Here is a 17,539-nt window from a genome sequence, read left to right on the forward strand (position 1 = left end):
ATATAACTCAACACAATCCTTTCGTATTTATGTTTATTTTTACATTACATACATATTCCTTTGAAAACATGAATTGTATTCTTATTCTGAAACTCTACTCATTCTACTTATTTTTTATAATATTAAATTGGATCATATGATGAAAAAAACACTCCTAATGATTTCTATACTAGGACTTACACTTAGTGCATGTTCTAAACCAACACATGAAGCAACTGATGACATCCAAAGTACGCCTCAAACACAAGCTGCAACGACACATGAAGCCGCAGTTCCAACTATTGACAGCGAACATAATGCACAAAACAGTCTAGATTGGGAAGGACTCTATACAGGTCTATTTCCATGTGCTGACTGTAATGGTATCGAAACTCAATTGGAATTAAAACCCAATCATCAATACCAACTTACAGAAGTTTATCAAGGTAAGGGAGATGGTAAAGAGTTTAAATCTGAAGGAACATTTAGTTTTGACCCTTCAGGAACAATCATTACACTTGATCAAAATGCAGAAAAACGTAAATTTTTTGTCGGTGAAAATCAATTAGAAGCGCGTGATATTGAAACGGGTGAAAAAATTGAAAGTACACTTGCTGAACATTATGTTTTAACGAAAAAAACCGATTAACCTATGATCCAATTGAGTCTTAAAATGCTCAATTTTATTTATTTTAATGCATAAAAAAACCCTGCTTGGCAGGGTTTTTTTTGAATCAATTTCGAGGATTAACCACCGAATTGGTTCATTGTGTTTTTAGCATCATCATGCGCTTTAAGTGCGTTGTCGCCAGAGAAGATTTCTTTGTGATCATCACCGATATCAGAACCAGCCATTGCTTGGTGCTTAACAGCAGAGATACCACCACGAATTTCTTTACGTTGTACGCCAGCTACATAAGCCAACATACCTTCAGAACCGAAGTAACCTTGTGCAAGCTCATGAGTAGAAAGCGCTGCAGTGTGGTAAGTCGGAAGTGTGATCAAGTGATGGAAAACACCTGCTTCACGAGAAGCATCTGCTTGGAAAGTACGGATTTTAGCATCAGCATCAGCAGCTAATTCAGTAGCATCGTACTCAGCACTCATTAATTTAGCGCGGTCGTAAGCAGAAACGTCTTTACCTTCAGCAACCCAACGGTCATAAGACTGTTGACGGAAGTTTAAAGTCCAGTTGAAAGATGGAGAGTTGTTATAAACAAGCTTCGCATTTGGAACTGATTCTTTAACACGGTTAACCATGTGAGCGATTTCTTCAACGTTTGGCGTTGCAGTTTCGATCCAAAGAAGGTCAGCACCGTTTTGAAGGCTAGATACGCAGTCAAGTACAACACGGTCAATTTGAGTGTCAGCACGGAACTGATACAAACCAGAAGCTAAACGCTTAGGACGGTGTAATTTACCGTTACGTTTGATTAAGATTTCGTCTTCTTGAGCATCAGCGATGTCAATTTCAACTGTGTCTAAGTAGCTAATGTACTGAGAAGCGATGTCACCTGGCTCTTTAACCACTGGGATTTTTTGAGTTAAGTCAGCGCCTTCAGAGTCAGTACGTGCAACAATGATACCGTCATCAAGACCCATTTCTAAGAATGCATAACGTAATGCATGGATTTTAGCGATGAAGTCTTCATGTGGAACTGTTACTTTACCAGCTTGGTGACCACATTGTTTAGCATCAGATACTTGGTTTTCGATTTGTAGTGCACATGCACCCGCTTCAATCATTTTACGAGCAAGTAAGTAAGTCGCTTCTTCGTTACCGAAACCAGCATCGATATCCGCAATAATTGGAACGATGTGAGTTTGGAAACCGTCAATTTGAGCAGTAATTTCTTTCGCTTTAGCTGCATCGCCTGCTTCGTTTGCTTTTTTAAGCGCACGGAACAAATCGTTTAATTCTTTCGCATCAGCTTGACGAAGGAAAGTATAGATTTCTTCAATTAACGCAGGTACTGAAGTTTTTTCGTGCATAGATTGGTCAGGAAGTGGACCAAATTCTGAACGAAGAGCAGCAACCATCCAACCAGAAAGGTAGATATAACGACGTTCAGTTGTACCGAAGTATTTTTTGTTCGCAATAATTTTTTGTTGTGCGATGAAACCGTGCCAGCAACCCAAAGACTGAGTGTATTTGCTAGAATCAGCATCATAAGCAGCCATATCTTGACGCATAATCGCAGCGGTATATTTTGCAATGTCTAAACCAGTTTTGAATTGGTTTTGCATTTGCATACGTGCAGCATCTTCTGGGCTAATATCGCGCCAAGTGCTTCCGAATTTTGCTTTTAATTCGCGGATTGCATCTACTGCTGTTTGATATTGAGTCATGATATTTCCTGTATATAATTTTAGGATTTCATCAATTGAAGGGCTAAATCGAAATTTTAAAAACTGTTCAGATTTAGTACACCTCGTTGCTATGGACTTAGCTTAGTTTGAGTCAAATAATTTATCCAATATCTTGCTGTAATTTTCAGTATTTATTTAAAAAATATATAGATCAAAGTCGTATTATAATTAGAGTTGCATTTAATAAATATATGTTTTTATTTATTTTATTTTTTCAATATTTTTTATTTCTTGTTTAAATTAAAGACAAAAACTCAAAAGTCACATTATTAGACCTAAGTCTTAGCTGTTTCAAAATAATTCAAAAATAGGTCAATTCAGCCAATTTTTTAAAAAATCTACAATTTTAAACGCGCAAATATTAAACAACTACACGAGCAAATCATACGCAATAATATAACATAGTGTTATCATTCAACAGCACTTCTTCAATATAACCTTTACCCCAAAGTATCTATTGATCACCAATCAAAATAAAAGCTCCCACAGATATAGTGCAAATAAAATTAAAATCACCTAAATGAATGTTGAGAATCAGATGCAAATTTCGTCAGCTTTTAACACAAAAGACTTTGCTTATGGCATAATCCATCGTGATTTCTAAATTTTATTTTCGGTATTTATTTTATGAATCTTGAGCGGGTCGACCTCAACTTACTGATTTACCTTGATGTACTGTTACGTGAAAAAAATGTAACTCGTGCTGCAGAACAACTTGGTGTAACTCAGCCAGCTATGAGTAATATTTTACGTCGTTTACGTAATTTATTTAATGATCCTTTATTGATTCGCTCATCTGAAGGCATGACACCAACAGAACGTGCATTGGAATTACAACCACGTATTCGTGATGCGCTGTCTGATTTGTCGATGATTTTGGAACCACGTACAGAGTTTCGTCCTTATACGTCTAATCGTGTTTTTCGAATTATGACCTCTGATTATGCAGAAGCGACCTTAGTTCCTCGATTAGTCAAAGCCTTACGTTCAGAAGCCCCCAATGTCGTACTGGACTTTTTAACACCAAGTGATGTGTCATATCGTGACATGGAGCAAGGTAAAGTCGATCTTGCCATTAACCGCTTCAATGAAATTCCACAAAGTTTTCACCAAGTTTTAGTATGGCGTGACAGTTTTTCATGTTTACTCAACGGCAAACACCCTGCCGCCAATAACTTGAATTTAAAAAGTTACCTCGATGCACAGCATATTTGGGTTTCAAAAACAGGTATGGGCGTAGGCTTTGGAGTAAATCCTGAAAAACAAGCTGGACTTGGATGGATTGATCAGGCTTTAGAACGAATTGGTCAAAAACGTAAAATTTCTGTTTTTACTCGGCATTATCAAATGCCTGCACTTTTGGCATCCAATGTTGATTTGGTCGCAACGCTGCCAACACGTATTGCACAATTACAAGCCAACAGCCAAAATTTGCTCATCAAAGACCCTCCTTTTTATATTCCTGAATTTGAATTGAAAATGGCTTGGTGTCCTTTATTGCATCATCATCCTGCACATCGTTGGTTACGTCAGCTAATTTTGTATGTGGCTCGTCAGATGGTTGAAGAAGAAAATCGTGAATTTTTAACAAATAATTCTCATTTCTCTCAATATTAAGCTGATTTTAATAAAAAAACTAAATTGTTATTTTTTTGCTTTATACTCGTCCAAACAATGAAACAATTCATTGTTTGGATATTTATGTGTTAAAAATATTCATAATAATGAAAATACACAGGTGGATGCGTGAGCCTTTTCCAAAACATCGTTATTATCGCCATACTTATTGCCGGGGCGGGTTTTTTATCTCTGACAGAAATTGCACTTGCTGGTGCAAGAAAAGTTAAATTAAAAATCCTCGCGGAATCAGGTGATATTCGTGCGCAAAAAGTATTAGATTTACAAGAAAATTCAGCAAATTTCTTTGCAGCCTCGCAAATTGGTTTAAATGCCATTGCCATCTTGGGTGGTATATTGGGTGAAGGTGCATTCCGACCTTATTTTCTCAATTTTGTGATGCAGTTTTATCAAGGTACTTGGGCTGAATCCATTAGTTTTGCATTGTCCTTCACTTTAGTAACTTCATTATTTATTTTATTTGCAGATCTAATGCCAAAACGTATGGCAATGATTGCACCTGAAAAAATTGCTGTTTCCGTTATTAATCCGATTCAAGTTTTTATTACCGTTTGTAAACCTTTGGCATGGATCATCAATGCTATTGCCAATGTGTTATTTCGATTATTTAAAGTCAATACCATTCGTGACGACAACATTACTTTTGATGATATCTCTGCCGTTATGGATGCAGGTGCACAAGCTGGAGTTTTACAAAAACAAGAGCATCATTTTATTGAAAATGTATTTGAACTCGAAGAACGTAATGTCCCATCGAGTATGACTACCCGTGAAAATGTCATTTATTTTACATTGAATGAATCTGAAGAAAGTATTCGCCAGAAATTAGCACAATATCCATATTCAAAATTTTTGGTTTGTAGCGAAAATATTGATGATGTTATTGGCTATGTCGATGCCAAAGATATTTTAGTTCGTATTCTTAAAAACCAGTCATTATTACAACTTAACGAAAGTACCATCCGTAATGTTTTAACTATTCCAGACACACTGACCTTATCGGAACTACTTGACCGATTTCGTTCAACCAAAGAAAAATTTGCGGTTGTAATCAATGAATATGCACTGGTCGTAGGAGTCATTACCCTCTCTGATATTATGATTACTGTGATGGGTGATTGGGTTACCCCTGTTGAAGCTGACATACAAATTATTAAACGGGACAATAATTCATGGCTCATTGAAGGCAGTACGCCTATTGAAGACCTGAAACATGCACTTGAAATTGATGAAATGCCCGATGAAGAAAATTACGAAACTCTTGCTGGTTTTATGATGTATCGCCTACGTAAAATTCCTCGCCCTGCTGATGCAGTGATATTTGGCAATTATAAATTTGAAGTGGTTGATGTTGATCATTTTAAAATTGACCAATTACTTGTCACCCGTTTATTAGATCACTCAGAAGCACCTGTTGCTGATGAATAATATCTGTTCATTTTAATTGGCTGAAGCCGAATCTTCGGCTTTTTAATGCCTCCTCTTTTTATATAATTTTTTAGACGTAGACATTACCTGTGTAATTACTGTTAATTTTGGCTAGATTACTCAGACTAAATATTAAGATTACCTAGACTCGCAAGTAGTTGATAACGGACAACCAAAACTCAGTTAAAGCATTGAAATAATTCATCCGAGTTTCGATCAGTAGATTTTGTGAATTAATCACTTCAAGCAATTGTCCAACACCTGCTTGATAACACCCTTGGGAAACAATTTACACATCTTCCGCATTATCATCGAGTTTCTACAACGCTGTTATATTTTCATAAATCGCTTGTATAGTACATAAGCACACATGCAAGCAGTAACCCAATTTCGTATATATAATTAAAGCAACCCGCAACAGCCATAGAGAAAATATCAGGTGGGATGATAAACATCACAATAAAAAAACTCACAACAACAGCATAAGCTTGCTTGTTTTCTAAAATATCTAAAGCAATGCCTAGAAATAAGATTTCAGTAAAACCCACTTCAAACATAACAATTGAACTCTATTTAGGATCGTTCAATGTCGTGTCATCTTTTACCGCTTGCTTAAAATCCTTTACGGCCCCACCGATATCCTTACCAAAATTTTTAAATTTTGTAGTTCCCAAAATAACCAATACAATGATTACAAACAAAATGATATGACCAATCGATAAATCCATCATTTAGAAGTATCCTTTATTTAAATTTTCTTAAAGTTTAGGTGTTATTTTTTATTTTCACATCCATATTGTTAAATTATGCTTAACCAAATCTTAAAGATTTTCTAATTATATGATTTGCTCAAATGAACATTTGTATTTGTAATAAGTGCCATTTTTTACTGATACACTTTAATAAAATACAATATTATTTTTTTATTTAAAAATTACAAAAAACAAAGTAAGTTAAAAATAAATATAAAACAATTATTTATTTTTAACTTTAAAATCATCTAGTCAATAATTAAACAATCAATCAAAGACAATTATTTCGCTGAATGATCATTTGATAAATCATATTTATTTTGAATTATTTAGGTTAGTTTAAAAAACCATTAAACTTCGGATGAAATTATCCCAACAACAAGATCATTCAAAATCAAAGGATTGAACTATGCTAACCGTCCTCGGTCTTAGCATGATTATGTGCTTTATGTACTTAATCATGTCTAGGCGCCTTACACCCCTTGTTGCCCTCACATTGATTCCTGTTATTTTTGCACTTATTGCTTATGGGCTCGGTTTCTTTGTTGACAGCTTAAGTCATATCCAAATTCATGAACTTGGCGAAATGATGCTCGAAGGTGTAAAGAAGCTTGCCCCGACAGGTATTATGCTTTTATTCGCTATTCTTTATTTTGCCATCATGATTGACACTGGATTATTCGATCCTTCTGTTCGCTTCATTTTACGGCTTGTTAAAGGTGATCCGCTTAAAGTTATTCTTGGCACTATTACCCTGACTATTATTGTCTCTCTTGATGGTGATGGCTCAACCACCTATATGATCTGTGTGGCTGCAATGCTTCCACTTTATAAACGTCTAGGCATGAGCCCACTGATCATGGCATGTCTAATGATGCTTGCAAGCGGGATTATGAATTTAACCCCTTGGGGTGGTCCAACTGCTCGTGCTGCAAGTGCATTACATGTCGATCCAAGTGATGTTTTTGTTCCAATGATCTTACCAATGCTCTGTGCGATTGCATGGCTATATTTCCTTGGCTTTATGTACGGACGTATGGAACGTAAGCGCTTAGGTATTATTGATCTTGATGTGAGTCATGGTGATAGCATTCAAATCTCAACTAACCCTGAAGCCAATCGTGCACACTTAAGATGGTTTAATGCTTTATTGACTATTGTATTGATGGTCTGTCTTGTCAAAAGCGTCTTACCACTTTCAATTCTCTTTATGATTGCATTGAGTATCGCACTTGTTGTGAACTACAAAGATATTGATATGCAAAGAAGTTTGGTTGCTCACCATGCAGGAAGTGCGCTCAATGTAGTGGGTATTATTTTTGCAGCCGGAATTTTCACTGGCATTTTAACCGGCACGGGCATGGTCGATGCTATGTCTAAGGAATTAGTTGCGATCATTCCTGAAAGTATGGGACCTTTTCTCGCACCAATTACAGCAATTGTCAGTATGCCGTTAACCTTCTTTATGTCGAATGATGCATTCTATTATGGTGTTCTACCTGTTCTATCGGAAGCAGCAGCACACTATGGCATTACCCCTGTAGAAATGGCACGCGCATCTATTGTGGGTCAACCTGTACATTTACTCTCACCATTAGTGCCATCAACCTATTTACTCTGTGGATTAGCAGGCATTGAAATGGGACAACATCAAAAATTTGCCATTAAATGGGCGATTGTAACCTGTTTAGTCATGCTCGTTACTGCGATGCTTTTTGGTATATTCCCACTGTATTCGACTTTACCTTAAAGCAAAAGACATTCGGCTGATGCTAGAATCAGCTATATCATTAATTTATACGTATGTACAAAAAAGCCAATCTATTTCAGATTGGCTTTTTTACAAAATCAAAATATTAATTTTGTACTACGCGCTGAGCAATGCATCTAGAGTCGCTTGATAGTGAATACGAATATCATCATTTAAAATATTGAACGCATTATCAAACTGAACCATTGGCCAACCTTCTTTCCAAAATGGGAAAATGTTGTGCAAATCATGTGTCACAACCGCATCTTCACGTAAAATAGCTTGTGCGACTTGTGATAATACTTGTGCTGTTTCTGCACCATCAATATCCATATAATCAATGCCCTTGGCTTTCAAAATACGGATTCGATCTTTTTTATAACGAATTTTCTTCGCTTGAGCTTCATTTAAATTCAAAGCTAAAGTCACTGCTTCAACAAACTTCTCTTCAAAGCTTTCATGCAATGCAACCAATGCCTGCTTATGAGATTCCTGACGACCCGCTTTGCCTCCTTGACGAATAATATCTTGTGCTTGGATATCAAGCTCGTCATTTTTCATGGATTGTAAAATATCCATAATTTCGATATCACTAAGTGATGCAGGCGTTTGTTTAGTCATGGGAGTCCGAAAAACAGAAAATTTAATCTACCTATTTTCGCATAATTTCACGCAGAAAGCTGAGTTAAATGAAAAGATGAAATGATCAGCAGTTTTTGGCACAATGTTTAGCATAATAATCTTATAAAGATAGATCATTTCTATGCCTTTTTCTATTTCTGCAATTCTTGCTTGCACTTGTTTCTATTCGAGCATTTATTTGATTTATTTCTATTTTACAAAAAATAATCTCCCATTTTTACTTATTTTAGCGGCGGTTTTACTTATCCTTGCTGTCATGATTACACCCGCTGCTTATGAACAAAAAAGACGTAACCGTTTTAATGAAACACTGTGGTATGACCATTGGTTTACGTATCCACTCATTACTTGGTGGCGTTTGTTCAGTTGGCCTATACGAATTTTACTGACTAAATTTTTTGATTAAATGATTGTGTTATACCTTCTCCCTTAGGAAAAGGTATACATTGAGCAAAATCAATACATCATGTTAAAGCACTTCAACCACAACTTTACCAATATGCTCGCCTGTATCCATACATGCATGAGCCGCTTGAATTTGATCAAATTTAAAGGTTTGATAAATCATTGGCAGACATTCACCTTTTGCCCAAAGTGGTGCAACTTGTGTTTGTAAACCTTGAGCAATTTCAGCTTTTTCGGCTGTAGTACGCGCACGCATAGTTGAGCCTGTAACAGTCAAACGTTTCATCATAATCTGACCGAGTTTCACATCTTTAGCTTTTGCACCACCTAAAAATGCAATATAAACTAAACGTCCATCACGGCGTAGCAAGTTTAAATTTTGTTCTAAATATGGCGCACCTACCATATCTAAAATGATATCGACACCGCCATTTTCAGTTTTTTCATTAATAACTTGTTCAAAATTTTGCGTTTTATAATTAATTGCATCCGTTAAATGGCTAATAGCTTCAACTTTTTCATTAGAACCAACCGTTGCAAATGATTTTAAACCCAATGATTTTGCAAGCATCAATGCCGTCGTACCAATCCCGCTTGTACCACCATGGACAAGTAGAGTTTCCCCAGTTTTGGCTTTACCCATTTGAAATACATTTGCCCAAACAGTAAAGAATGTTTCTGGAATTGCCGCTGCTTGCACAAAACTGACGCCTTGTGGAATCGTCAATGTTTGGCTTTCAGGTACAACACAATATTCTGCGTAACCACCACCATTGGTTAAACCGCAAACTTGATCACCCACTTTAAACTGCGTAACTGTATCACCAACAGCAACAATTTCCCCTGCAACTTCAAGCCCAGGAACTGGCGTTACGCCTTTTGGCATAGGATATAAACCTTGACGTTGCAAAATGTCAGGGCGATTAATTCCAAATGCATGTACTTTGACTAAAACCTCGTCTGCGTTTACTTCAGGAATACTGACTGTTTCATAAGCCAATTTTTCCACACCGCCTGGTTCAGTAATAATCACCTGTTGCATACTTGTTGCGATCATTTGGTTTAACATCATTCTTCCTGTTTAATTCATTACTTTTCAAATTTTATGTATTTGAACATAAAGTTGCTCAAGAATGAATAACAGTGGACTTATGTATAATTTGTTTTTATTTAGCAAATGAATAGTGATGGTCTAATGCATTATATTATCCAATATACAGAAAATAATTATAGTGACTTTGAATGGCATGATGGCTTTGCTGTGATTCGTTTTTACGCAGATTGGTGTGCACCCTGTGTACAAAATTTTCCATTTTTTGAACAAACGGCTACGTATTTTCAAAGTACACAAATCAACATTAAATTTGGGAAAGTGAATATCGACCAATCCCCCATTCTCACTTTACGCTATAACGTCTACAGACTCCCATCAACCTTAATTTTTTACCAAGGAAAAATTATTCAGCGTATTGTAGGCGTTAAAAATGTGCTAGAAATGCAAAATATTTTAAGCCGAACATTCGCTCATATTGAAGATTAAATCACTTATTTTTCCAAATGACTGGGTGCATACACAAACTGCATCAAAAATTTACGTACCAAAGGTAACATCACTAAAATCAGTGGAAATGCGAGAAGCCATGATATGCCCCATGCATGTAACCAAGTTGATAAAAACCCATCAATAAAGCCTAAATTCATCCACATGTTAAAACATGAAATAGTGCCACTCATGATGGCTGATAAAATTAATGGCATTAACCAAGCCAAGTGTTTAGGGTGAAATTTTGGAAAATGATTTGACATATAAGACCTATTTTTTAATTCATTTCATCTTGATTTTGAGTTTTAACGGTTTGCTTTAAAGCTTTCATAAAGTGTGCAAACTGTGGCAAAAATTCTTTAAATAACGGAATGTCTTTATTTTCCAATAAAGTTTCACCAAATAGTTTCAATCCCACGGTAAATGCTTTAGTTTTTTCATCATCAAGTAAGTTAGCTTTAGCCAATTTTTCCAAAATTTTAAATAAATCATCATGATTATAGGCTTGAAACTGTAAGACCTCGCTGTAGCTTGAAGGCTGACCTTGCGCATCGGCAATATGTTTTACAGTTACTTCATATTGATGTTGTTTCATGTTCTGCTCCTATAAACGACTAATTTCAACAGCGGCTTGATCTATCTTATCGGCAATATCTTGGACTTGGTCAACACTCAGTTCGCAGTGTTGAATTTTGAGGCGTAGCGAGGCTTTAAGATGCTCCATCGCACGTTTAATCTCTAAATATTGTTGGTTGTTTTGAATCTGTTTGCGAGTATCAAAACGATTCATTATTTTTTCAACCGTTTCAATTTGCTGTTGTAAATGCACCATTCCTGCATCTGTTATACGATATTGTTTACGATCATCTAACGTTATATCTGACTGAATAAACTGTTGTTCTTCAAGATAATTTAACGTTGGATAAATCGTACCTGTACTTGGGCTATAACCACCACCCACAATATTGCCAATTTCTTTAATAATGTCATAACTAAACTGAGGGGTTTGCGCAATCAGATGTAATACCAAAAGCTTCATATGCCCTGCTTCAAACAGGCGTTTGCGTGGCTTTTTACTACTTTCGATATCAATAAAATCTTCTGAATTTGACATCATTAAGATATACCATAAGACCTATTAAGATATATCTTATACGTGAAGTAATAAAATTTCAACCTTATAATTTTTAAATCACAACACCACAACTACAGTGCCTTCCTATTCCTTACTAAAAGTATAGATTCTTTATTTTTAGCTTCATGTAATACAGCAAAAATAGATTAAACAATATCTATCAAAAAACGATATATTTTAAACTGTTAAAAGATTATGATCGATTTGAAAATACAATTTTATTGAGATAAAAATTAAACCATCTCAGCTGCAAAATTTGAGGTGCAGCATTATGTTTAACCATCTTTCGATGACATGGCAAAATCGACTTGAAATTGCATTTTTCACAGGCTTAAGCACATTGGCAATTATCGCTTGGGCGTGGTTTTTACAGTTCCCTTGGGATTATGCTTTCAAAGCTATCGTTATATTTCAAGTTCTGGCTTATTTTTATATTAATTAGGTCGAATTCTAAGCATCAAAAGTAAATGGTGCATCTGGATGGAGCTTTTTGGTATTCTTTGATTTTCAGGCTATTTTCGTCGCCATAATAAGCATAAGCCGCGGAGTCATTTGGCTACTCCACTTACGACATTAAATATTCTAAAAATAATGATCAACTCTCACAGTCGCTTGTATTTTCATTTTTTAAAAACTCTACTTATATAATGACTACAAACAGCATTTTTTATTCATATCAAGATTACTATTTAAAGGCTTGATTCTTTTTTGCTTTATTCTGAGTCTATTCACGCGCATAGCAATATACTTTTTCAATATAATTGAATCATCTAATTCAATGCATTCACCTATTGTATTGTCATAAAAAAGCCCACTGACGTGGGCTTTTCACATGAATTCATCTATTACAGTCGAACAGTTTCCACAATTTTCTCAGCTAGTTCTTCAACAGCTTCCTGAGTTAATGTTACATCTGCACCTTGCTCCAAATCAGTGATCACAACAATACCTGTTTGACGAAGTAATGCCACTTGTTCTGCTGTTAAGCCAACTTTAGCAATTGCAACTACACCTTGCTGAATAAGCAAACTCTCAAGTGCTTGCGCATTTTCAAGTGCTTTAGCTGTTACAGCCACAACAGCAGGTTTCTGACCCAAACGAGCTGCACGCGCTTCTGCTGTGACAGGTTCATCATGCGCTGACCATTCGATTGCAGACTCAACCATACCTGCACCCACCGTTACATTGCTTAAACGGTCAATGAAAATAAATGAGCCTGTATAACGACTGTCGTTATAACGGTCAAAGACCATAGGTACATCAAACTCAATATCAATATCAGCAATAGCATTTAAATCTAATTGATCAACTTCCATTTTTTCCAAAGTATTCACATTGGTACGGAAATTGATTTTAGATACTTTGGCAGGAATAGTTTGCGTACCAAACTTAACGTTAAATAACTTACCCACCACTAAAGGTTGATCTGCCATCCATACCACAGTTGCACGAGCCGAACGTGAAATGAGTGGTTGCTCTCCAGCTTTCACCAAAACATTACCACGAGAAACGTCGATCTCATCATTCAAGGTCAACGTCACTGCTTGACCTGCAATAGCATGTTCTAAATTGCCATCAAAAGTCACAATCTCTTTAACTGTTGATTTTTTGCCTGATGGCAAAGTCACGATTTCATCGCCAACTTTCACAGAACCTAAAGCAATCGTACCGCAGAAACCACGGAAGTCGAGGTTCGGACGATTCACATACTGCACAGGAAAGCGGAATTCATGTGCGCTTGTGTCACGGCTGATTTCGACTGTTTCCAAAGTATTCATCAGTGTTTTACCGTTATACCACGGCGTATTCACTGATGGATTCACCACATTATCACCATTCAATGCAGAAATTGGCGTGAAGATAATATTGGCAGGTTTGCGATCACCCAATTGATTGACGAAATCATTGTACTCTGCTTGAATTTCGTTGAAGCGAGTTTCAGAGAATTCAACCAAGTCCATCTTATTGATCGCAACTACAATATTACGAATCCCTAAAAGGCTCGCAATATAAGTATGACGACGCGTTTGTGTTTGAACACCATAACGAGCATCGATCAAAATAATCGCAAGATCCGCAGTAGACGCACCAGTCGCCATGTTACGCGTATATTGCTCATGCCCTGGAGTATCCGCAATGATGAACTTACGTTTTTCAGTCGAGAAATAACGATAAGCGACATCAATGGTAATCCCTTGCTCACGTTCAGCTTGTAGACCGTCTACAAGTAACGCCAAGTCAGGTGCATCACCTGTTGTACCGACTTTTTTCGAATCACGAGTTACGGCTTGTAACTGATCTTCATAAATCAATTTTGAATCGTAAAGTAAACGACCGATTAAAGTTGATTTACCATCATCCACATTACCGCAAGTTAGAAAGCGCAATAAGTCTTTATTTTCGTGCTGTTTTAAATATGCCAAGATATCTTGGCTAATCAATTCTGATTGATGAGACATTGCTCAAAGCTCCACAATATTCTTTAGAAATCGGTTTTTTTAATCTCCCTATATCCCTCTTTGAGAAAGAGGGACTTTCCACTCTTTCTTTTCAGGATTCACCCTCTTTTAAAAGATGAGTAGCACTGCTGCGCATGGGGGGAGATTAAAAATTAATTTAGAAATAACCTTCTTGCTTTTTCTTTTCCATCGAGCCCGCTTCATCATGGTCAATCATACGACCTTGACGCTCTGAGCTTGTTGCCAAAAGCATTTCTTGGATAATTTCAGGCAAGGTATCCGCTTTAGATTCAACTGCGCCAGTCAATGGGTAACAGCCTAAAGTACGGAAACGTACCGATTTCATTTGTGGAACTTCACCTTCTTTCAAGCGCATACGTTCATCATCGACCATAATGAGCGTACCATCACGCTCAACAACTGGACGCTCAGCAGCCAAATATAAAGGCACTAAAGGAATACTTTCTTGATAAATATATTGCCAAATGTCTAATTCAGTCCAGTTTGACAATGGGAATACACGAATACTTTCGCCTTTGTTCACTTTACCATTATAAAGATTCCAAAGTTCAGGACGTTGGTTTTTCGGATCCCAACGATGTTTAGAATCACGGAACGAATAAACACGTTCTTTAGCACGTGATTTTTCTTCATCACGGCGTGCGCCACCAAAAGCCGCATCAAACTGATATTTATCCAAAGCTTGCTTTAAGCCTTGGGTTTTCATAATGTCAGTATATTTTGAACTACCGTAATCGAATGGATTTACATCTGCATCTTTGCCTTCTTTATTCTGATGAACAATTAGGTCAAAACCATGCTCTTTTGCCATATTATCGCGGAACTTAATCATTTCCTTAAACTTCCAACCTGTGTCGACATGCAACAGTGGGAAAGGAAGTTTTGCAGGATAAAATGCTTTTAATGCAAGATGCAGCATTACTGCTGAGTCTTTCCCGATTGAATAAAGCATGACTGGGTTTTCAAACTCAGCAGCAACTTCACGGATAATATGAATACTCTCAGCTTCAAGTTGCTTGAGATGAGTAAGTCTTTCCTCAGATATAGACATTGACAGCACCAACTCACAAAAACGTGTACTTATTACACATATTAAAATTTATATTCATTATAGTGATTTACAACCCCTTTCTATTGCTTGTTTTTTTATATTGATATAAAAAAACATCATATATAAATCACGAGAACGCAATAAAATGATGACCAATATCCTTTCATTAGAACTGATAAAGTTTGAGCAATGGCTTCCTCTTTGGCAAGGTTATTTAAACTTTTATAAATCAGAAATGACAGAACAACAAATAAGATTATCTTTGAAGAGAATCACAAATTCAGAGCAAGCAGATATGTTTGGTTATGCGCTGATTCATGAAGGAAAAATGATGGGTTTTGTACATTTAATTTCACACATGAGTATGTGGACAGAAAAACCGTATTGTTATTTACAAGATTTATATATTGATGAAAATTTTAGAAATCAAGGATTTGCTCGTAAACTGATTGAACATAGTTATACAGTATGTGCTGAAAAATTTGATCGTATCTATTGGCTAACACAAAAATCGAATATCGCCGCACAATATCTTTATGATCAAGTTGCGAGTCAAACAGGATTTATTCAGTATAAACAGACACTCTAAAATTCGTATTGTTGAAGTTATGCAATTTTATTAAAAAAAGGCTTATCCAATATGAATAAGCCTTAAAATACATAAAAGCACAACCTCATCTTTCATGCTTTAAAGTAGGAATAACTTATTCATCAAGGTCATGATGGATAAGCACTTATAGAATAACGTTCTAAAAATAACAGTGCTATACCTGAAATCAGGTATTTCTATAGTTTAATTAATCATTCATTATATAAAAGTCCATATGTAATATATTGATATGGACTTTTATAATGAGTATTTCAAACAGTCACTACTTAGAAACCAAAAATATCACGATCAAGTGGAATTTCAATTCCAATAGATGCCCCAGCATCATTACCTTGACGATCTGAATCACTCACCCAACCATTGATTTTCAATGGTAAAGTCGGCTTCAAATAATGTGTCCATGTTAAATCAAGTGCTTTAATTTTATCATCTTCAGGAAACGCTTTATTAATTTGATCATCACCAAAATGAGCTGCAGATTGATTCACTTTGGCATACATCACACGACCACTTAAGCGATTCATTACATCAAAACGAATATCACCACCCACCGAAATCATTTCACCATCACCGCCCATTGCATGTCCGAGCGGAAAGCCGTGTTGGTAATAACCATCTTGATAAATATAGTGACTATATGAAATCCCTTTTGCATCGCCATTAGTACGTGTATCTGCCCACTCGGCATAAAGCTGATACGGCATGTTTTTATAACTTGATGAAAAATCAGCGCCAGCTAAGTACATTTTCTTCGATGGTAATAATCCAGCTTCATCTTCACCGACATACTGCCCATATAGGCTTACAGGTACATCAAGTAAAGGCTGTAAATTTAAACGCCCATCAAATCCTGCAATTTGGTTCGATTTATCATCATCACCATCATTAAAATTATCATTACCTTTTATTGCATTCCAAAGCGAATCCCAACTTTCAGGGCGACCTTCTCCACCCCACTGTAGAATACGAGATGCCCCTAATTCCAAATACGGAAGTGGCTGAGCTGTTAAACGAAAGCCTAATATTTTCGCATCAGGAATTGCTTCGTAATCATCAAGTTGACCCGCAAATGCTTGATACTGCCAAGGACCAACCCAAGACAACCATTTTGTATCAAATGCTTTTTGTTCCGCACGTTGCGCAGTAAAACCATAAACAGGACGACTCGCATCACCACGAATTAAACTACCATCATGACCTGGGCCCCAGTAAGTCGGCATTTGTCCTGCAATCAACCATTGGTTCCATAATTTTCCTGCGATATAAGAACCCTCAACATTGATGTCTTGACCATTGTCAATTTGTGGATCTTTTTCTGCATTAATACGTAATTTACCATCCCAATTTTCGCCACCAGCATTTAATTCAAGTGATCCAACATATTGAGCTTTAGTACTATCCCCAAAGGCTTGTGGAATATTTTTTTGATCCGTTTCTGCGAATAATCCTAATTTTGCAGTTTGATTCTCCGCTTTCAACGCATTTTGAATTGAATCAATTACTTTTTGTTGTGCATTATTGGAAATTTTAGCTTGAGAAAGCGCGCGCTGAATTTCATTACCACTCATTGGCCATGTCGATGTACTGATCTGAATCACGCCTTGCTGATTTAACCAATTTAAGTCAGTACGAATATCTTCATTGTTCAGCACTAAACCTTGTGCAAAAATAGGCAGACTCATCGTCGTTAAAACTGCAGCATAGAGCGCTTTTCTTAAATACATGTGTTATTTCTCAAGTTTATTTTCTCCGCCCC

The 17,539-nt window shown here is 36.3% G+C and carries 19 protein-coding genes; 8 read left to right on the top strand and 11 right to left on the bottom strand.

Annotation, left to right across the window (positions count from 1 at the left end; translation table 11 throughout):
* Positions 1 to 139: 139 nt before the first annotated feature.
* Positions 140 to 628, top strand: coding sequence for a copper resistance protein NlpE (locus tag FW754_RS05115; protein ID WP_446324040.1), 489 nt, complete (start codon positions 140 to 142; stop codon positions 626 to 628).
* A gap of 98 nt (positions 629 to 726) precedes the next feature.
* Here FW754_RS05115 and FW754_RS05120 read toward each other — a convergent pair whose 3' ends face one another.
* Complete coding sequence (locus tag FW754_RS05120) at positions 727 to 2,328, bottom strand: isocitrate lyase (RefSeq protein ID WP_409512608.1); 1,602 nt, start codon at positions 2,326 to 2,328, stop codon at positions 727 to 729.
* Positions 2,329 to 2,976: 648 nt separating this feature from the next.
* Here FW754_RS05120 and FW754_RS05125 point away from each other — a divergent pair.
* A complete protein-coding gene (locus tag FW754_RS05125) occupies positions 2,977 to 3,966 on the top strand; it encodes a LysR family transcriptional regulator (RefSeq protein ID WP_409512607.1) in 990 nt (329 codons plus the stop codon).
* Between the two features lie 129 nt (positions 3,967 to 4,095).
* Positions 4,096 to 5,415 carry a hemolysin family protein gene (locus FW754_RS05130; protein ID WP_446324041.1) on the top strand — a complete coding sequence of 440 codons (1,320 nt, stop codon included), beginning with the start codon at positions 4,096 to 4,098 and terminating at the stop codon, positions 5,413 to 5,415.
* A 338-nt stretch (positions 5,416 to 5,753) separates the two neighbouring features.
* Here the strand turns inward: FW754_RS05130 and FW754_RS05135 are convergent, their stop codons facing one another.
* Together FW754_RS05135 and FW754_RS05140 are read right to left on the bottom strand one after the other, a co-directional pair.
* Positions 5,754 to 5,972: a hypothetical protein gene (locus FW754_RS05135; protein ID WP_409512605.1), complete on the bottom strand. Its 219-nt coding sequence runs from the start codon at positions 5,970 to 5,972 to the stop codon at positions 5,754 to 5,756.
* Positions 5,973 to 5,984: 12 nt separating this feature from the next.
* Positions 5,985 to 6,146 carry a twin-arginine translocase TatA/TatE family subunit gene (locus tag FW754_RS05140; RefSeq protein ID WP_419347283.1) on the bottom strand — a complete coding sequence of 54 codons (162 nt, stop codon included), beginning with the start codon at positions 6,144 to 6,146 and terminating at the stop codon, positions 5,985 to 5,987.
* A 430-nt stretch (positions 6,147 to 6,576) separates the two neighbouring features.
* Here FW754_RS05140 and FW754_RS05145 point away from each other — a divergent pair, with 430 nt between their 5' ends.
* Positions 6,577 to 7,917: a CitMHS family transporter gene (locus FW754_RS05145; protein WP_409512604.1), complete on the top strand. Its 1,341-nt coding sequence runs from the start codon at positions 6,577 to 6,579 to the stop codon at positions 7,915 to 7,917.
* A 117-nt stretch (positions 7,918 to 8,034) separates the two neighbouring features.
* Here the strand turns inward: FW754_RS05145 and FW754_RS05150 are convergent, their stop codons facing one another.
* The gene (locus tag FW754_RS05150) at positions 8,035 to 8,538 is read right to left on the bottom strand and encodes a hypothetical protein (protein WP_419347280.1); all 504 of its coding nucleotides are present in this window, start codon (positions 8,536 to 8,538) and stop codon (positions 8,035 to 8,037) included.
* A gap of 142 nt (positions 8,539 to 8,680) precedes the next feature.
* Here FW754_RS05150 and FW754_RS05155 point away from each other — a divergent pair, with 142 nt between their 5' ends.
* Positions 8,681 to 8,965: a hypothetical protein gene (locus FW754_RS05155; RefSeq protein WP_446324042.1), complete on the top strand. Its 285-nt coding sequence runs from the start codon at positions 8,681 to 8,683 to the stop codon at positions 8,963 to 8,965.
* A 63-nt stretch (positions 8,966 to 9,028) separates the two neighbouring features.
* Here FW754_RS05155 and FW754_RS05160 read toward each other — a convergent pair whose 3' ends face one another.
* Positions 9,029 to 10,021 carry an NAD(P)H-quinone oxidoreductase gene (locus FW754_RS05160; RefSeq protein WP_446324080.1) on the bottom strand — a complete coding sequence of 331 codons (993 nt, stop codon included), beginning with the start codon at positions 10,019 to 10,021 and terminating at the stop codon, positions 9,029 to 9,031.
* Between the two features lie 138 nt (positions 10,022 to 10,159).
* On the opposite strand from FW754_RS05160, the gene FW754_RS05165 reads away from it, so the two are divergent.
* The gene (locus FW754_RS05165; RefSeq protein WP_409512601.1) at positions 10,160 to 10,504 is read left to right on the top strand and encodes a thioredoxin family protein; all 345 of its coding nucleotides are present in this window, start codon (positions 10,160 to 10,162) and stop codon (positions 10,502 to 10,504) included.
* 5 nt (positions 10,505 to 10,509) lie between these two features.
* Here FW754_RS05165 and FW754_RS05170 read toward each other — a convergent pair whose 3' ends face one another.
* From FW754_RS05170 to FW754_RS05180, 3 genes are read right to left on the bottom strand one after another with little or no spacing between them, the layout of a single operon-like run.
* Complete coding sequence (locus tag FW754_RS05170) at positions 10,510 to 10,770, bottom strand: DUF2798 domain-containing protein (RefSeq protein WP_419347273.1); 261 nt, start codon at positions 10,768 to 10,770, stop codon at positions 10,510 to 10,512.
* 14 nt (positions 10,771 to 10,784) lie between these two features.
* Positions 10,785 to 11,102, bottom strand: a complete 318-nt coding sequence (locus tag FW754_RS05175; RefSeq protein WP_419347271.1) for a DUF3861 domain-containing protein — start codon at positions 11,100 to 11,102, stop codon at positions 10,785 to 10,787.
* Positions 11,103 to 11,111: 9 nt separating this feature from the next.
* Positions 11,112 to 11,621 (bottom strand): PadR family transcriptional regulator, encoded by a 510-nt coding sequence (locus FW754_RS05180; RefSeq protein WP_446324043.1) that lies wholly within the window; start codon positions 11,619 to 11,621, stop codon positions 11,112 to 11,114.
* 292 nt (positions 11,622 to 11,913) lie between these two features.
* Here FW754_RS05180 and FW754_RS05185 point away from each other — a divergent pair, with 292 nt between their 5' ends.
* On the top strand, positions 11,914 to 12,084 hold the full coding sequence (locus tag FW754_RS05185) for a hypothetical protein (RefSeq protein WP_419347269.1): 171 nt from the start codon (positions 11,914 to 11,916) through the stop codon (positions 12,082 to 12,084).
* Between the two features lie 403 nt (positions 12,085 to 12,487).
* Here FW754_RS05185 and cysN read toward each other — a convergent pair whose 3' ends face one another.
* Both cysN and cysD read right to left on the bottom strand, forming a co-directional pair.
* Positions 12,488 to 14,101 (bottom strand): sulfate adenylyltransferase subunit CysN, encoded by a 1,614-nt coding sequence (gene cysN / locus FW754_RS05190; protein ID WP_446324044.1) that lies wholly within the window; start codon positions 14,099 to 14,101, stop codon positions 12,488 to 12,490.
* A 157-nt stretch (positions 14,102 to 14,258) separates the two neighbouring features.
* Positions 14,259 to 15,167, bottom strand: a complete 909-nt coding sequence (gene cysD / locus FW754_RS05195) for a sulfate adenylyltransferase subunit CysD (protein ID WP_409512619.1) — start codon at positions 15,165 to 15,167, stop codon at positions 14,259 to 14,261.
* A gap of 151 nt (positions 15,168 to 15,318) precedes the next feature.
* On the opposite strand from cysD, the gene FW754_RS05200 reads away from it, so the two are divergent.
* Complete coding sequence (locus FW754_RS05200) at positions 15,319 to 15,762, top strand: GNAT family N-acetyltransferase (protein ID WP_446324045.1); 444 nt, start codon at positions 15,319 to 15,321, stop codon at positions 15,760 to 15,762.
* A 287-nt stretch (positions 15,763 to 16,049) separates the two neighbouring features.
* On the opposite strand, the gene FW754_RS05205 is transcribed toward FW754_RS05200, so the two are convergent.
* Complete coding sequence (locus tag FW754_RS05205) at positions 16,050 to 17,507, bottom strand: capsule assembly Wzi family protein (RefSeq protein WP_446324046.1); 1,458 nt, start codon at positions 17,505 to 17,507, stop codon at positions 16,050 to 16,052.
* Positions 17,508 to 17,539: the final 32 nt, after the last annotated feature.

It is taken from the genome of Acinetobacter sp. 1207_04 (assembly GCF_052850415.1).

Bases quoted from the DNA above. Each gene is read 5' to 3' on its own strand.
- cysN (WP_446324044.1), bottom strand. From the start codon at position 14,101: ATGTCTCATCAATCAGAATTGATTAGCCAAGATATCTTGGCATATTTA.
- FW754_RS05155 (WP_446324042.1), top strand. From the start codon at position 8,681: ATGCCTTTTTCTATTTCTGCAATTCTTGCTTGCACTTGTTTCTATTCG.
- FW754_RS05175 (WP_419347271.1), bottom strand. From the start codon at position 11,102: ATGAAACAACATCAATATGAAGTAACTGTAAAACATATTGCCGATGCG.
- FW754_RS05115 (WP_446324040.1), top strand. From the start codon at position 140: ATGAAAAAAACACTCCTAATGATTTCTATACTAGGACTTACACTTAGT.
- FW754_RS05180 (WP_446324043.1), bottom strand. From the start codon at position 11,621: ATGTCAAATTCAGAAGATTTTATTGATATCGAAAGTAGTAAAAAGCCA.
- FW754_RS05160 (WP_446324080.1), bottom strand. From the start codon at position 10,021: ATGATCGCAACAAGTATGCAACAGGTGATTATTACTGAACCAGGCGGT.
- FW754_RS05200 (WP_446324045.1), top strand. From the start codon at position 15,319: ATGATGACCAATATCCTTTCATTAGAACTGATAAAGTTTGAGCAATGG.
- FW754_RS05140 (WP_419347283.1), bottom strand. From the start codon at position 6,146: ATGATGGATTTATCGATTGGTCATATCATTTTGTTTGTAATCATTGTA.
- FW754_RS05120 (WP_409512608.1), bottom strand. From the start codon at position 2,328: ATGACTCAATATCAAACAGCAGTAGATGCAATCCGCGAATTAAAAGCA.
- FW754_RS05150 (WP_419347280.1), bottom strand. From the start codon at position 8,538: ATGACTAAACAAACGCCTGCATCACTTAGTGATATCGAAATTATGGAT.
- FW754_RS05145 (WP_409512604.1), top strand. From the start codon at position 6,577: ATGCTAACCGTCCTCGGTCTTAGCATGATTATGTGCTTTATGTACTTA.
- FW754_RS05185 (WP_419347269.1), top strand. From the start codon at position 11,914: ATGTTTAACCATCTTTCGATGACATGGCAAAATCGACTTGAAATTGCA.
- FW754_RS05170 (WP_419347273.1), bottom strand. From the start codon at position 10,770: ATGTCAAATCATTTTCCAAAATTTCACCCTAAACACTTGGCTTGGTTA.
- FW754_RS05165 (WP_409512601.1), top strand. From the start codon at position 10,160: ATGCATTATATTATCCAATATACAGAAAATAATTATAGTGACTTTGAA.
- FW754_RS05125 (WP_409512607.1), top strand. From the start codon at position 2,977: ATGAATCTTGAGCGGGTCGACCTCAACTTACTGATTTACCTTGATGTA.
- FW754_RS05205 (WP_446324046.1), bottom strand. From the start codon at position 17,507: ATGTATTTAAGAAAAGCGCTCTATGCTGCAGTTTTAACGACGATGAGT.
- FW754_RS05135 (WP_409512605.1), bottom strand. From the start codon at position 5,972: ATGTTTGAAGTGGGTTTTACTGAAATCTTATTTCTAGGCATTGCTTTA.